The sequence below is a fragment of the Myxococcus sp. RHSTA-1-4 genome (assembly GCF_020037125.1).
Taxonomy (GTDB): Bacteria; Myxococcota; Myxococcia; order Myxococcales; family Myxococcaceae; genus Myxococcus.
In genome coordinates, this window is record NZ_JAIQDG010000011.1 from 209,313 (window position 1) to 223,617 (window position 14,305).

Annotated in this window: 13 protein-coding genes; 7 read left to right on the forward strand and 6 right to left on the reverse strand. The window is 71.2% G+C overall.

Annotated features, from left to right (window positions below; genetic code table 11):
- The first annotated feature begins 1 nt into the window (after nucleotide 1).
- From panC to K8638_RS17565, 3 genes are read left to right on the forward strand one after another with little or no spacing between them, the layout of a single operon-like run.
- On the forward strand, nucleotides 2-859 hold the full coding sequence (gene panC / locus K8638_RS17555) for a pantoate--beta-alanine ligase (protein WP_223755675.1): 858 nt from the start codon (nucleotides 2-4) through the stop codon (nucleotides 857-859).
- A 15-nt stretch (nucleotides 860-874) separates the two neighbouring features.
- Nucleotides 875-1,363, forward strand: a complete 489-nt coding sequence (gene smpB / locus K8638_RS17560) for an SsrA-binding protein SmpB (protein WP_223755676.1) — start codon at nucleotides 875-877, stop codon at nucleotides 1,361-1,363.
- Between the two features lie 33 nt (nucleotides 1,364-1,396).
- Complete coding sequence (locus tag K8638_RS17565; RefSeq protein WP_223755677.1) at nucleotides 1,397-1,915, forward strand: ClpXP protease specificity-enhancing factor SspB; 519 nt, start codon at nucleotides 1,397-1,399, stop codon at nucleotides 1,913-1,915.
- 87 nt (nucleotides 1,916-2,002) lie between these two features.
- On the opposite strand, the gene K8638_RS17570 is transcribed toward K8638_RS17565, so the two are convergent.
- From K8638_RS17570 to K8638_RS17595, 6 genes are all read right to left on the reverse strand, one after another.
- Nucleotides 2,003-3,718: a protein kinase gene (locus tag K8638_RS17570; RefSeq protein ID WP_223755678.1), complete on the reverse strand. Its 1,716-nt coding sequence runs from the start codon at nucleotides 3,716-3,718 to the stop codon at nucleotides 2,003-2,005.
- Nucleotides 3,719-3,749: 31 nt separating this feature from the next.
- Nucleotides 3,750-4,088: a DUF971 domain-containing protein gene (locus tag K8638_RS17575; RefSeq protein WP_223755679.1), complete on the reverse strand. Its 339-nt coding sequence runs from the start codon at nucleotides 4,086-4,088 to the stop codon at nucleotides 3,750-3,752.
- A gap of 95 nt (nucleotides 4,089-4,183) precedes the next feature.
- The gene (locus K8638_RS17580) at nucleotides 4,184-5,890 is read right to left on the reverse strand and encodes an HD domain-containing phosphohydrolase (RefSeq protein ID WP_223755680.1); all 1,707 of its coding nucleotides are present in this window, start codon (nucleotides 5,888-5,890) and stop codon (nucleotides 4,184-4,186) included.
- Between the two features lie 19 nt (nucleotides 5,891-5,909).
- Nucleotides 5,910-6,806 (reverse strand): LysM peptidoglycan-binding domain-containing protein, encoded by an 897-nt coding sequence (locus K8638_RS17585; protein WP_223755681.1) that lies wholly within the window; start codon nucleotides 6,804-6,806, stop codon nucleotides 5,910-5,912.
- Nucleotides 6,803-7,252 carry a FecR family protein gene (locus tag K8638_RS17590; RefSeq protein ID WP_223755723.1) on the reverse strand — a complete coding sequence of 150 codons (450 nt, stop codon included), beginning with the start codon at nucleotides 7,250-7,252 and terminating at the stop codon, nucleotides 6,803-6,805. Before K8638_RS17590 ends, K8638_RS17585 begins: the two co-directional genes overlap by 4 nt.
- A gap of 95 nt (nucleotides 7,253-7,347) precedes the next feature.
- Nucleotides 7,348-8,151, reverse strand: a complete 804-nt coding sequence (locus tag K8638_RS17595) for a carbon-nitrogen hydrolase family protein (RefSeq protein WP_223755682.1) — start codon at nucleotides 8,149-8,151, stop codon at nucleotides 7,348-7,350.
- Nucleotides 8,152-8,360: 209 nt separating this feature from the next.
- On the opposite strand from K8638_RS17595, the gene rimP reads away from it, so the two are divergent.
- The 4 genes from rimP to infB all read left to right on the forward strand — a co-directional run bounded on the left by rimP (nucleotide 8,361) and on the right by infB (nucleotide 14,286).
- Nucleotides 8,361-8,846 (forward strand): ribosome maturation factor RimP, encoded by a 486-nt coding sequence (gene rimP, locus K8638_RS17600; protein WP_223755683.1) that lies wholly within the window; start codon nucleotides 8,361-8,363, stop codon nucleotides 8,844-8,846.
- A gap of 62 nt (nucleotides 8,847-8,908) precedes the next feature.
- Complete coding sequence (gene nusA / locus K8638_RS17605) at nucleotides 8,909-10,609, forward strand: transcription termination factor NusA (protein WP_223755684.1); 1,701 nt, start codon at nucleotides 8,909-8,911, stop codon at nucleotides 10,607-10,609.
- Nucleotides 10,610-10,742: 133 nt separating this feature from the next.
- Entirely contained in the window at nucleotides 10,743-10,937 is a 195-nt protein-coding gene (locus tag K8638_RS17610; RefSeq protein WP_370644015.1) for a DUF448 domain-containing protein, read from the forward strand.
- A 109-nt stretch (nucleotides 10,938-11,046) separates the two neighbouring features.
- Complete coding sequence (infB, locus tag K8638_RS17615) at nucleotides 11,047-14,286, forward strand: translation initiation factor IF-2 (protein WP_223755685.1); 3,240 nt, start codon at nucleotides 11,047-11,049, stop codon at nucleotides 14,284-14,286.
- Nucleotides 14,287-14,305 lie beyond the last annotated feature (19 nt).

Below are 14,305 nucleotides of genomic sequence, written 5' to 3' on the forward strand. Positions count from 1 at the left end.
CATGGCGCCCGTCGTCCTGCGCACCGTGGCGGAAGTGAAGTCGTGGGCGGCGGGCCTTCGCCGTGAGGGGCGCCGGCTCGCGCTGGTGCCCACCATGGGCTACCTGCACGACGGCCACCTCTCGCTCATGCGGGAGGGGCGCCGTCGTGCGGACGGGGTCGCCACCTCCATCTTCGTCAACCCCACCCAGTTCGGTCCCCGGGAGGACCTGTCCCGCTATCCCCGGGATTTGGAAGGGGACGTGGCGAAGTGTGCCAGCGCCGGGGTGGACGTCGTCTTCGCCCCGGAAGACCCCCACGTCATGTACCCGCCGGGGTATCAGACGTACGTGGAGGTGACGGAGGTGAGCCAGGGGCTGTGTGGCGAGCGGCGCCCGGGCCACTTCCGCGGGGTGGCCACCATCGTCACCCAGCTGCTGTGCCTCTTCCGGCCGGAGGTGGCCCTCTTCGGGGAGAAGGACTACCAGCAGCTCCAGGTCATCAAGGCGCTCAACCGCGACCTGCACCTGGGCGTGGATATCGTCGGCATGCCGACAGTGCGCGAGCCCGATGGGCTGGCCATGAGCAGCCGCAATGCGTACCTGTCCCCGGAAGAGCGGCGGCGGGCCCTGTCCCTGTCGAGGGGGCTGAGGGCCGCCCAGGCGCTGCTCAAGGAGGGCACCCGGGAGGCAGGCGCGCTGGTGGGCGCCGCGCGGCGCGAGCTGGAGGCAGCGGGACTGCGCGAGGACTACGTGGAGCTGGTGGACGCGGAGCGGCTCACGCCCCTGGCCTCGGTGGCGCCAGGGCAGGCCGCCCGCATGCTCGTCGCTGCCTTCAGCGGGACGACACGCCTCATCGACAACATGCCGCTGGACGGTTAGGAGACGCGGGAGCGTATGGCATCCGGTGGCAAGTCGAAGGGACCCGGCGGTGAGCCCGGGGTGAAGGTCATCGCCGAGAACCGGCGTGCGCGCTTCGACTACACGGTAGACGAGAAGCTGGAGGCCGGGCTGGAGCTGACCGGCAGCGAGGTGAAGTCGTTGAGGGAGGGTATCGCCAACCTGTCGGACGCCTATGCGCTCCCCAAGGGTGACGAGCTCTTCCTTCACAACGCCAACATCGGCTCCTACAAGGCGGCCAGCGTCTTCGACCATCTCCCCACCCGGGGCCGGAAGCTGCTGATGCACCGGGCGGAGATTGACCGTTGGACGGCGAAGGTGCGGGAGCGGGGTTATTCCATCATCCCGCTTGTGCTGTACTTCAAGAACGGGCGGGCCAAGGTGGAGCTGGGGCTCTGCCGAGGCAAGACACACGAGGACCGGCGCCAGGACATCAAGGAGCGGGAGACGAAGCGGGAGATGGACCGGGCGATGCGCCGACGTTGAGAGGGGCGCCCGAATTTCTCTCGCCGTACACGGATGGACGACAAGAAGGGTCTCGACAAGAAGGAGCGGCTGCTGGCCGCGCTCGACCAGGGGATGGTGATGATCCACCTGGACGCGCGCCGCCCCGGCGTGCTCGTCCCCGCGTCACTCAAGAGCGAGGCCCACCTGCGCCTCAACCTCTCCTACCGCTTCGACCCGCCCGACCTCACGGTGGGCGAGTGGGGCGTGCGCTGCACGCTGAGCTTCTCCGGCTCGCGCTTCACGGTGGCGGTGCCCTGGTCGGCGCTGTTCGCCATCGCCAGCCACGTGACGAAGGAGTTCTGGATGTACCCGGACGACATGCCGCCGGAGCTGCTCCAGCAGCCCGCCTCGGCGCGTCCGCCGCAGCCCGTGCCGGTGGTGCCCGTGGCCGCGGAGCGCCCGCGCACCTTCCTGCGCGAGGTGCCCAGCGTCAGCGCCGAGCGGACCAGTGAGCCCACCGACGTCCCGCCCGAGGGCCCCAAGGATGAGCCGCCGACGCCGCGCCGGGGCCACCTGCGCCTCGTCAAGTGAGGGGCGGGGGGCTCCGCCCTCGACGGCGGGGCGAAGCTCCTGCTCTCGGTGCTCCAGCGCTGGGTGAAGTGAGCCAGGGGCGGCGGCTCAGCGCTCCAGCGCTACCTGGAGCTGGACGGGCTCGCCGCCGCGGAAGGTGCCCTTCCACGCGCGGTAGCCCTTGAGCCTCACCTGCACGGGGATGGACGTGGCGGGGTAGAGGTTCTCCAGCGTCACGGGCGTGGTGCCCACGTCCCTGCCGTCCACCCGCACCGTGGCGCCCGGGGGCTCGCTTTGGATGGTGAGCACCGGCGCGGCGGGCCGGATGTCCAGCGCGGCGAAGACCTCGCGCTGCACCGAGCCGCGCGCGCTCCACAGCCAGAAGCCGCCACCCGCGAGCACGGCCACCCCGCCCAGCAGCACCAGGGCGCGTTTCCAGCGCCCGCGGGCCGGTGGCTCCTCCCAGTCGCTCTCCGGACGTGGTGCGCGCTCGGCCAGCTCCAGCGAGTCCGCGGGCATCTCGAGCACGCTCCTCGCCGGGGCTGTCTCGGGGCGCGGCTGGAGGTCGTCCGCGATGGACAGGGTGGGGGAGGGCTCCATCGCGGGCGTCCTGGCGCTCGTGGCCCCCGGAGCCGGCGCGCGCGAGGAAGACGGGGGCCGCCCCATGGGCGCGGTGGAGGAGACCGGGGTGAAGGCCGGCGAGGGCGGGGCGAGCTCCTCGGCGCAGCGGTCACACGGCGCGCGCGGCGCGGACAGCGGGGCGCCACAGCGCGCGCAGTGGTGCACCACCCGCCCGCTGGCGCTCATCGCCGCGCCACCCGGCAGGGCCTCCTCCGCGCCCTGCTCCGCCCACTCCAGCTGCGCGAGTGGAGGTACCGGGGGCGGGGCCAGGCGCGGGGCGGGGTCCGCCTCGCCCAGCTCCCGGAGGGTGGGGGCCAGCCGCAGCGTCCGCAGGAAGTCCGCGAGCGCGTGCGACGTGGCGGGCTCTCCGGCCTGGGCCAGCCACCGCGCGAGCGCCTCGCTCACGGCCTCCGGCGTCGGGAAGCGCGCATCGGGGGCCCGGGCCAGCATGCGCATGACGGTGGCGGCCAGCGGCGCGGGCACGTCCGGCGGGGGCGGTGGAATCTCGCGGGACAGGATGGCGTACGCCACCGCCATGGGCTCCCGCAGCTCATGGAAGGGGTGCCGGCCCGTGAGCAGCTCGTACAGGACGATGCCCAGGGAGAACTGGTCGCTCCAGGCGGTGGCGGGGGCGCCTTGAATCACCTCGGGCGCGCTGTAGGCCTCCTTGCCCCGGAAGATGCCGGGCTCCGTGAAGGAGCCACTCCCCAGCCGGGCGATGCCGAAGTCCGTCACCTTCACCTCGCCCTCGCGCGACACGAGGACGTTGGAGGGGGACACGTCGCGGTGGGCCATCATCACCGGGCGCCCATCGTGCTGCTTCCGGTAGGCGTGGCAGAGGCCGGCCAGGACTTGAAGCACGACGAAGGCCGCCAGGTGCGGCGGGAAGCGCAGTCCCTGCCGCGCGGCGGTGCGCAGGACGATGCCGAGGTCCCAGCCGTCCACCAGCTCCATCACCAGGAAGAGGCCGCCGGCGCCCTGGCCCACGTCGTAGACGGTGGCGATGTTCTGGTGCTGCAGCAGCATGGCCAGCCGCGCCTCGGCCAGGAACATGCGGGCGATGTCCGGCTCCCGCGCGAGCTGCGGCAGCACCCGCTTGATGGCCACCGTGCGCTCGAAGTCCCCGGTGCGCGCCACGCCGAGGAACAGCTCCGCCATGCCGCCGGTGGCCAGGGGCCGTACGAGCCGATAGCGTTCGTTCACGGACGGCCTCCAGGCACGAGGGCCTTCATCCTCAGGTGGCGGGCTGGGTGACTTCGCGCAGCAGCTTCCAGGGGTAGATGCCGGTGGTGTGGCCGTCGCTGAAGACGAAGGCCAGCGCGTAGTTGCCCACCGGCTGGACCTGCTGGATGCGCAGGTCCGCGGGCACCTTCGCCGGGTCCAGGGTGCGTTTGTTCGTCCACTCGTCCACACACGCGGCGCAGGGGCACTGCTGGCGCAGCACCTGCGCGCTCGCGCCCGTCTTCACGCCGTCGTCCCATGCCAGCTCCAGCCGCGCGCCGTCGGAGGACAGCCGGACATCCGTCGCGCTGACGGGCTTGGGGGCGGGCTTGATGCGGTCCCAGAAGCTCAACGTTCCACCTTCTTCGTCTGGAGTCTCAACAGCACGGGGCCTTCCCTAGCATCCTTCCGCCCCGGCGGCTGGGGGAAGCGCGCGCCCGTGCCCCGTCAGGAGGCGAGTTTGACGGGCAGCCGGTGGCCCTCCAGCCGCACGCCCTGCTTCGCCAGCACCTGCCGCAGCGCCGCCACCACCTTCGGGTCCAGCTGCGCGCCGCTGAGGTTGTCGAGGATTTCCATCGCCTTCTCCAGCGGCATGGCCTTCTGGTACGGGCGCGTGGAGGTGCACGCGTCGAAGGTGTCCGCGCACGCGACGATGCGGGCCAGCAGGGGGATGTCCTCGCCCTGGAGCCGGTCCGGGTAGCCGGTGCCGTCCCAGCGCTCGTGGTGGTGGCGCACGCACGCGCGCACCGCGCCCAGGAAGCTCACCGGACCGATGATGGCGTCGCCGATGGCCGGGTGCTCTCGCATGATGGCCATCTCCTGGTCCGTCAGCCGCGACTGCTTGCAGAGGATGGACTCGACGATGCCAATCTTGCCGATGTCGTGGAGGATGCCGCCGTACTGGAGCTGCCGCAGCTCGCGCTCGGTGAGGTTCAGCTCGCGGCCAATCTGCACCGCCACGTCGCCCACGCGCTGGCTGTGGCCGCGCGTGTACGCGTCCTTCGAGTCGATGGAGTTGGCCAGCGCGACGATGGTCTCCAGGTAGCCCTTCTCCAGGCTCTCGTAGAGGCCGCGGTTCTCCATGTCGTACGCCAGGAGCTGCTTGCTCATGTAGTTGAACGTCTGGGCCAGCTCGCCCAGCTCGTTCTTCTGCGGGACGTCCACCTCCACGCCGAACTTCCCGCGCGCCAGCTCCAGCGCGCTCTGCGTGAAGCCCTTGAGGGGCCGCGTGAGGTTGCGCGAGAAGAGCGCCGCCAGCACCAGCGCCACGAGGATGGCGCCGCCCAGGCCCAGGAGGATGCGGCGCTCCATGGTCTCCACCTGGAGGTAGGCGTGCTCCACCGGCTGCTCGGAGATGATGGCCCAGCCGAGCTCCGGCAGCACCGTGTACGCGGCCACCACCGCGCCCCGGCCCTCGCCGAAGTTGCCCACGTGGAATAGCTCCGTGTCCGGGTTGTGCTCGAGCTGCCGCAGCAGGTGCGCCACCGGACTGCGTCCCGACACGTCCCCGCCCAGGTCCGCCACGCCGCCACCACCAACGACGAGGTGGCCGTGACGGTCCGCCAGGTACGCGAAGCCGGTGCTGCCCACACGCTCCTGCTCCAGCATCCGCCGCAGCTCACCCAACGACAGGTCCGCCGCGACGTAGCCCTGGACGGGCTCTCCCACCGGGAAGGCCAGCGTCACCACCGGCTCGCTTCCACCCGCCTCCATCACCGCGTCCGAGTAGCGCAGCCCGTCGATGTCCTCCAGCAGCGCGCGGGCGCGCTCCTCGTGAGCGGCCAGCGCGGTGGGGGGCACGTCGTGCTTGGAGAAGGCCTGCAGTCCCGGCAGCCGCTGCCGGTCCGGACCGAACACGGTGAGGGCCAGCACCTCGCGCCGCTGCGTGAGCACCGACGCCAGGTGCGTCTGCTGGGCCTCCCGCGGCAGCCGGAAGAAACCGGGTACGCGCGCCAGCCCCAGCACCGTGTTGGCGGGCTCGCCCAGGAAGTCCTCCGCCTTGAGCCGCAGCTGCTTCACCCGTTCCTGTGCCAGCTCCTGCGCGTCGCGCACCAGCAGCTCGCGCGTGTGGGACACGGAGAGCCAGCCCACCATCAGCGTGGGGACGAAGCTCACCACCAACATCAGCAGGAGGATGGCTTTGAACAGGCGCACGGTGCGGCTCCTCCGGTGGCTACTGCCACTGTCCCTTCTTCACTTCGAGCTTGAGCTGCTCCGGCGCCAGCTCGAAGCGCCGGGCGAGGCTGGGCTCGGAACGGCCCGACGGGCCCACCGCGCGCACCGTCCACCGGTACCGGCCGGCCGGTAGCACGGGCAGCTTCACGTCCACGGAGGTGACGTCCTGGGTGAAGACGGAGGCGCCCTCGCTGTCGCTCGACACCTCCACCACGTAGCGCTCCGCCCCATGCACCGGCGCCCAGGCCAGCCTCACCGGCCCCAGCCGGCCCGCCTTGTCCGGGCGCCGCTTCAAGAGCTCCCCATCCTCCGGCAACGCGGGGCGGGGCGCCACCAGGGGGGCGGCGGGCGCGGGGGGCGGGTTGCCCCTCTCCACGCGCAGCGACTCTCCAGGGGGGACGGGCCGGGTGACACCCTGGGCCTCCACCCGCACCGGGGGGCCGCGGCTGACGGTGACGGTGGTGGTGCCCCCATCCGCGCCCACCTCCACGGAGAAGGCGGAGGAGGCGTGCGTCGTGGGCGGCTGCGCTCCGTGCTTTCCGGCGGCGTTGGCCGCCTCGGACGCCTGGGCGTAGCGGCCGGCGCGGAAGTGCGTCTCCGCCTCCTTCAGCCGCACCTCCGCCTCCGGAGACGCGCCCGCGTCCCCCACGAGGGTCCGCGCCGTCTCCAGGGCCTTGCGCGCCAGCACGCGGTCATGGCCCGGCACCTTCAGCCGCGTGCCCGCGGCCACCGCGTCCGAGCTCAGCCCGTTGAGCGCCATGATTTCCGCCGCCGCGTCCGGGTCCCCCACGGTGCGCTCCGCCACCTGGCGCAGCGTCTCGTTGGGACCCACCACCGCCGTGTCCTGCGCGGCGGCGGCCAGCCATGGCAGCAGCAGGAAGAGGGGTAGCCTCATTGGAAGACAATCTCCCTTCCCGCCTGGATGGTGGCCGCCGGCGTGGTGACGGAGAGGGACTGCGCCGCCGGCCTCTCCAGCTCCGCGTCGATGCGGCCGCGCAGCACCGTGAGGTCCGTGCGCTGCTGGCCCGGCCGGAGCCGCGTCTCGGCGATGCCGATGAGTGAGTCGGCGCCCAGGTGCACCGTGCCGCCGTCACTGGCGAAGACGAGGTCCGCGCGCGCGCCCGCCTCGGTGCGCACCTTGTCGTTCTCGAACAGCGGCAGGTCCTCCTGCGCGGGGCTCCAGTCGTCCGCGGCGGCGCGCTTCACCTGCACGGCCCCCTGGAGGCTCCGCAGGTGCGCGCGGGGCGACGGCGCCGGTCGCGCGGAGGACGCGGGCGCGGGAGCCTTCTCGTCGGCGGTGCAGCCGAGCGGTGAGGCCGAGAGCGCGAGCGCGAGCAACATGGGAGACCAGCGTCGTCGGTTCACGTGGGGGTCCGGGGAACCTGCACAGTCTAGCGGGGATGGACCCGCGCGAAACGGGCCCGGCCACCCGGACGCTAGTCCAGCCGACGGTGTTGCAGGCAGGGCAGATTCCTGCGGATGCGCGCCTGGAGCTCCGGGTCCACCGGCGCCAGCGCCAGCCCCTCGCCCTCGGACGCCCGCGCCGTCACCAGCCCCCACGGGTCCACCACCATGGCGTGGCCATAGGTGAGGCGGTTGGCGGAGTGTCTCCCACCCTGGGCGGGTGCGAGCACGTACGCCTGGTTTTCGATGGCGCGCGCCCGCAGGAGTACCTCCCAGTGGTCCTTGCCCGTCATCAGCGTGAAGGCCGCCGGCACCGCCAGCAGCGTGGCGCCGTCCTTCGACAGCCGCCGGTACAGCTCCGGGAAGCGCAGGTCGTAGCAGACGGACAGGCCCAGCCGGCCCACCTCCGTGTCCGCGCCCACCACCTCCGTCCCCGGCGCCACGGCGGCGGACTCCTGGTAGGTGGCACCATCTCCCACCTCCACGTCGAACAGGTGCATCTTCCGGTAGACGGCCAGCCGCTCGCCCCCGGGCCCGAAGAGGACGCTGGTGTTGTACAGGCGGCCGCCCGGCGCTCCCGCCTCCAGCACGCTGCCGGCCAGCAGGGTGACTTTCAGCTCCCGGGCCAGTTGCGCCATGCGGGACAGCGTGGGGCCGTCCAGGTCCTCGGCGGCGCCCGGACGCTCGGGCTCGGGGCCCATCCAGGAGAAGTTCTCGGGGAGGCCCACCAGGCGAGCCCCCAGCCCGGCCGCCCGCCGCACGAGGCGGGCGGCGACGTCCAGGTTGTGGCTCTTGTCCGCGGTGGACACCATCTGCGCGGCGGCAATGAGGTGCATGGGCGCCGTTATAACGTCCCTCGGGGGGCTCGGAACCCCTGGGAATTCCTTGCCCTGTCGGGCAGGTTTCACCCCGAGCACGAGGGTGCGTCCTTCCTTTACACCCCGACGGGGCGTGTGCTACGGACGCCCCACATTTTTCGATGATGGACCTCGAAAAGTGGGCCGCGTGCCCGCTTTTCGCGTTTTTGGAGACCTGTTTCCCGGCTATGTCGGAGAAGAACATCAAGCAGACAGTGGAGGAGAAGGCCGTCGCCTTGCTCGACCCCATTGTCGCCGGTGAAGGCCTGGAGCTCGTGGACCTGGAGTTCGTCCGGGAGCGCGAGGGCTGGGTCCTCCGGCTGTTCATCGACAAGCCGGGCGGACGGGTCGGGCTGGACGAGTGCACCCAGGTGTCGCGCGCCGTGGACCCGGCGCTCGACGTGGAGGATTTCATCCCCCACGAGTACAACCTGGAGGTCTCCAGCCCCGGGGTGAACCGGCCGCTCAAGAAGCCGGCGCACTTCGACCGGGTGAAGGGACAGAAGGTGAAGGTGAAGACCTTCGGGCCGCTGGGAGACCCCCCGCGCAAGAACTTCACCGGCACGCTGGCCGAGGTGTCAGGCGACGGCATCTCGGTGGATGTGGAGGGCGCCGGAACCTTCCACATCCTCTTCAAGGACATCGCCAAGGCGAACCTGGAGTTCGAGTTCTAGACGTCGACATACAGGGTGCCCCTCCGAGCGGGGACGCCCGTGGACCCTTTTAGGAGAAGACCATGGCCACGCAGCAAGCCAACCCGAGCGTCAACCTCAACCTCGTCCTCGACCAGGTCGCCAAGGACAAGGGCATCGACCGGGCTGTGCTGATTGCCACCCTCGAGGACGCGATGAAGACCGCGGCCAAGAAGCACTTTGGCCAGGACCGCAACCTCGAGGCCAAGTACGACCCCGAGAAGGGCGTGGTGGAGCTGTTCCAGGCCATCACCGTGGTGGATGAAATCACCGACCCGGTGCAGGCGGTGAATCAGATCACCATCGCCGAGGCCCACAAGAAGGGCATGGAGGTGGAGTCCGGGGACGAGCTCGTCTTCCAGATCTTCTACCGCGACGAGGACGCCGCCGAGGCCAAGGCGCAGGACGACCAGTACGGTGACATCCTCCGCCTGAAGACCTTCCGCCGCGGCTTCGGCCGCATCGCCGCGCAGACGGCCAAGCAGGTCATCCTGCAGCGCACGCGCGACGCGGAGCGGGAGAACGTCTTCAACGAGTACAAGGACCGCAAGAACGAAATCGTCACCGGCATCGCCCGCCGGTTCGAGCGCGGCAACATCATCGTGGACCTGGGCCGCGCCGAGGCCGTGCTGCCGGTGCGCGAGCAGGTGCCGCGCGAGACGTACCGCCCGGGCGACCGCGTCCAGGCCTACGTGCTGGACGTGCTGCGCGAGTCCAAGGGCCCGCAGATTGTGCTCAGCCGGGCGTCCGTCAACCTGCTCACCAAGCTGTTCGAGATGGAGGTGCCCGAAATCGCCGAGGGCATCGTCGTCATCGAGGCGGCGGCGCGCGAGCCGGGTGGCCGCGCCAAGATTGCCGTGTCCAGCCGTGACTCGGACGTGGACCCGGTGGGCGCGTGCGTGGGCATGAAGGGCAGCCGCGTGCAGGCGGTGGTGCAGGAGCTGCGCGGCGAGAAGATCGACATCGTCCCCTACGACGAGGACCCGGCCCGCTTCGTGTGCTCGGCGCTGGCGCCCGCGGAGGTCAGCCGCGTCATCATCGACGAGGCCAACCACGCCATGGAGCTCATCGTCCCGGACGACCAGCTCAGCCTCGCCATCGGCCGGCGCGGGCAGAACGTGCGCCTGGCGGCCCAGCTCACCGGCTGGAAGCTGGACATCAACAGCGAGAGCCGGGTGCGCGAGCTGCGTGAGTTCGCCAACCGCTCGCTGGGCTCGCTGCCGGGCATCAACGAGATGCTGGTGGAGACGCTCTACGCCCACGGCTTCCGCCAGGCCCGCGACGTGGCCGAGGCGAACCCGGAGGTGCTGGCGCAGCTGCCGGGCCTCGACCCCGCCCGCATCCCCACCATGCAGGAGGCCGCGCGAAAGCGGATGGTGGAGGACCAGGCGGAGCTGTCCCGCATGGATTATGAAAGGGAGCAGGCCCGGTTGGCGGAGGCCCGTCGCCATCCGGACGAGCTCAGCCAGCCCGAGCGCATGGCCCGCGTGCGTGGCGTCGGTGAGAAGACCATCGAGCAGCTCATCCTCGCCGGTTACAAAACGGTGGAGGACATCGCCAACGAGAAGGACCTGGCGAAGCTGGGCGACGTGCCGGGTGTGGGCATCAAGAAGGCCCGCCAGCTGAAGAGCGCGGCGGAGAACTACCTCGTGGAGGAGGCGAAGCTGCGCGCGGAGCTGAACGCCGAGCGTGGCGTCATGGCGGCGACCTCGGAGGGTGGCGCGGAAGCCACCAAGTCGCCGTAAGCTAGGGAAGGGAGGGGACGTGGGGCGCCCGACCGGCCGTTCGGTGCCGGGAGAGCAGAGCGCGGAGTCAGGTCCGGTCCGGACGTGCGTCGGATGCGGGTCACGGCGACCGCAGGCGGAGCTCACCCGGTTCGTGGTAGGGCCTGGGGGCGCTGTGGAAGTGGACAGGGCACGGCGGCTGCCTGGACGGGGCGCCTACCTGTGCGGTGCCGGTTGTCTGACGGCGGCGCTGAAGCGGAAGGCGTTTGGCAGGGCCTTTCGCGGCAAGGCGGGGCAGGTTGACCCGTCGCAGCTCGGGCAGGCTTGGAAGCCGGGGACGGGGAGCTAAGGGGTGTGGGGGGGGAGTGGGTGTTAAGGACCACTCGCACACATTTTCGGGTTTGGACTAGGGTGCTGCGCCCCGGAAGCCGGCGGAGCAGAAGGCCAACAAGGGCAATATGTCGAAGAAGCGCGTCCATGAAATCGCCAAGGAGCTCAAGGGCCACGGAATTGAGCTCGACAACAAGGAGGTCGTAAACGAGCTCGCTGCGCTCGGGTACGACGTCAAGAGCCACTCGTCTTCGCTCGATGACGACCAGGCGACCGCAGCCGTCCAGAAGATCCTGGACAAGCGCAAGCCGAAGCAGGCCGCGCCGCCCGTGACGGCGAAGGGATTCGTCGTCCGCCGCAAGGTGGGCGCGCCCGCCGGTGGTGCGTCCGCCGAAGGGGGAGCCGAGGGCCAGCAGGCCGAGGCTCCGCAGTCCGCCTACGAGGCGCCCGAGGCTCCGGCCATCACGGCCGCGCCGGCCGAGGAGCCGTCGAGGGCTCCCTCCGTCGAGGCCCCGCCGGCCGTCCAGGTGCCGCAGGCTCCCGCCGAAGCACCGCGTGCCGCCGAGCCGTCCCGGCCGGTGGAGGCCGTTCCCCAGGCTCCGGAGGCTCCCGCCGCCGTCGCCGCCACCCCGCAGCAGCCCGCGCCGGTAGCGGAGGCCCCCCAGGCTCCCGCCGCCGCCGTGAGCCAGCCCACGCCCCCCGCCGAGGCCCCCAGGGCCCCGGTGGAGGCGCCCCGCGCCGCCGTGCAGCCGCCCGTCGCCGCGCAGCCACCTTCCCCAGCTCAGGAGCGCACCACCTTGCCCCAACCTCCCCCCCGCTCACCGGTCCCGCCGACTGTCCGGACGCCTTCGAGCACTTCCACGTCCGCGACCGTCGTGTCCCGAGGCCCGGGTTACGTCCAGCGCGGTGGGCCCGGCGGTGGTCGTCCCGGAGGCCCGGGCGGCCCTGGTGGACGTCCGGGTGGGCCGGGCGGCCCTGGCGGACGTCCGGGTGGCCCGGGCGGCCCGGGTGGGCGTCCGGGTGGGCCGGGTGGCCCCGGTGGCCGTCCGGGTGGTCCCGGCGGTCGTCCCAGCTATCAGGGGCAGCCGTCCTATCAGGGGCAGGGTGCTCGTCCGGGCCAGCCGCCCGTGCGTCCCACCGCGGCTCCGGGCGCCGGTGCGCAGGCTTCCGCCGGCGGCGCGGCCGCTCCGCAGGGGCCCACCATCATGGTGGGCGGCGTGCCGCACGCCCAGGTGGCGCCCTCCGCCGGCCAGGCGCGTCCCACGGCCACGCAGGCCGTCGTCATCTCGCGCCCGCTCATCCAGGTGCGCCGGGTGACGCCCACCACGGGCCAGGCCAAGCAGTACCCCATGGCCCCGGGCCGCGCCGGCATCCCCGAGCGGCGTGAGTACAAGGTCGTCCCGGACCACCTGGGCCGTGGCCGCGAGCTGGTGGACGTCTCCAAGAACAAGGAGCGTGGCCAGCGCAAGCGCACCAGCGGCGATACGCAGAGCGTGTCCAAGCAGGAACTGACGGACATGGTCTGGGGCCGCGTCACCATCCCGGTGCGTGGCAAGAAGAAGAAGCCCACGAAGAAGGGCGCCAAGACGCAGATCACCCAGATGGCCGAGGAGAAGAAGGTCATCAAGCTCCAGGAGGGCATCAGCGTGTCCGACCTGGGCCAGCGCATGGGTGTGCGCACCGCGGACATCATCAAGAAGCTGATGGGCCTGGGGAAGATGGCCACGGCCAACCAGCTCGTCGACGCGGACACCGCGGAGATGATTGCCGGCGACTACGGCTGGAAGATCGACCGTGTGGGCTTCGAGGTGGAGGACTACCTGCCCGAGGTGGAGGCCCGTCCCGAGGACGAGCGTCCGCGCCCGCCGGTGGTCACCATCATGGGCCACGTCGACCACGGCAAGACGAGCCTCCTGGACGCCATCCGCAAGGCCAACGTGGCGGCGGGCGAGGCGGGCGGCATCACCCAGCACATCGGCGCGTACAGCATCTCCACGTCGCGCGGTGACGTCACCTTCCTCGACACCCCGGGCCACGAGGCCTTCACGTCCATGCGCGCCCGTGGCGCCGACGTGACGGACATCGTGGTGCTGGTGGTCGCCGCGGACGACGGCGTGATGCCCCAGACGATTGAGGCCATCAAGCACGCCAAGGCGGCCGAGGTGCCCATCGTCGTCGCCATCAACAAGATGGACGTGCCGGGCGCCAACCCGGACCGCGTGAAGAAGGACCTGGCCAACCACGAGCTCGTCCCCGAGGAGTGGGGCGGCGACACCATCATGGTGCCGGTCTCCGCGAAGACGAAGGAGAACCTGGACCTGCTGCTGGAGAACCTGGCCCTCCAGGCCGAGGTGCTCGAGCTGACGGCCAACCCGGCCCGTCCGTCCGTGGGCGCCATCATCGAGGCGAAGCTGGACCGCGGCCGCGGCCCGGTGGCCACGGTGCTGGTGCAGGAAGGCACGCTGAAGCTGGGCGACGCCATCGTCACCGGCACGCACTACGGCCGGGTCCGCGCCATGACGAACAGCCGCGGCGAGCAGGTGAAGGAAGTGAAGCCGGGCTACTGCGCCGAGGTCATCGGCCTGTCCGGCGTGCCCAGCGCGGGCGACACCATCAACGTGGTGGCGGACGAGAAGGCGGCCAAGCAGATCGCCGAGCACCGCAACATGAAGGAGCGGCAGACCGAGCTCGGCAAGGTCAGCCGCGAGTCGCTGGAGCAGCTCTTCGCCAAGACGAAGGCGGGCGGCGGCCCCAAGGAGCTGCGCGTCGTCATCAAGGCGGACGTGCAGGGCTCGACCGAGGCCGTCAAGCAGGCCGTGCAGAAGCTCTCCACGCACAAGGTCAAGGTGGAGATCGTCCACTCCGGCGTGGGCGCCATCACCGAGGGCGACGTGATGCGGGCGGCGGCCTCCAAGGGCCTCGTCGTCGGCTTCAACGTCAACCCCGAGTCCGGCTCCGAGGCCGCGGCCAAGGCGCAGGGCGTGACGCTGCAGAGCTACTCCATCATCTACGAGCTCATCGACGGTGTCCGCTCGGCGATGGAGGAGCTGCTGGAGCCCATCCGCACCGAGCGGAAGCTGGGTCGCGCGGAGGTGCGCAACACCTTCAACGTGCCCCGCCTGGGCACCATCGCCGGCGCGGCGGTGCTGGACGGCGTCATCAAGCGCGGCTCGTTCGTGCGGCTCATGCGCGAGAACAAGCAGCTGTTCTCCGGGAAGATGGCGTCGCTGCGGCGCTTCAAGGACGACGTCAAGGAGGTCGCGCAGGGCTTCGAGTGCGGTATCGGCATCGAGAACTTCAACGACCTCAAGCCCGGTGACATCATCGAGGCGTACGAGATCGAAGAGACTCGTCAGAGCCTCACGTAGTCGACAGTCCGTGCCCTCC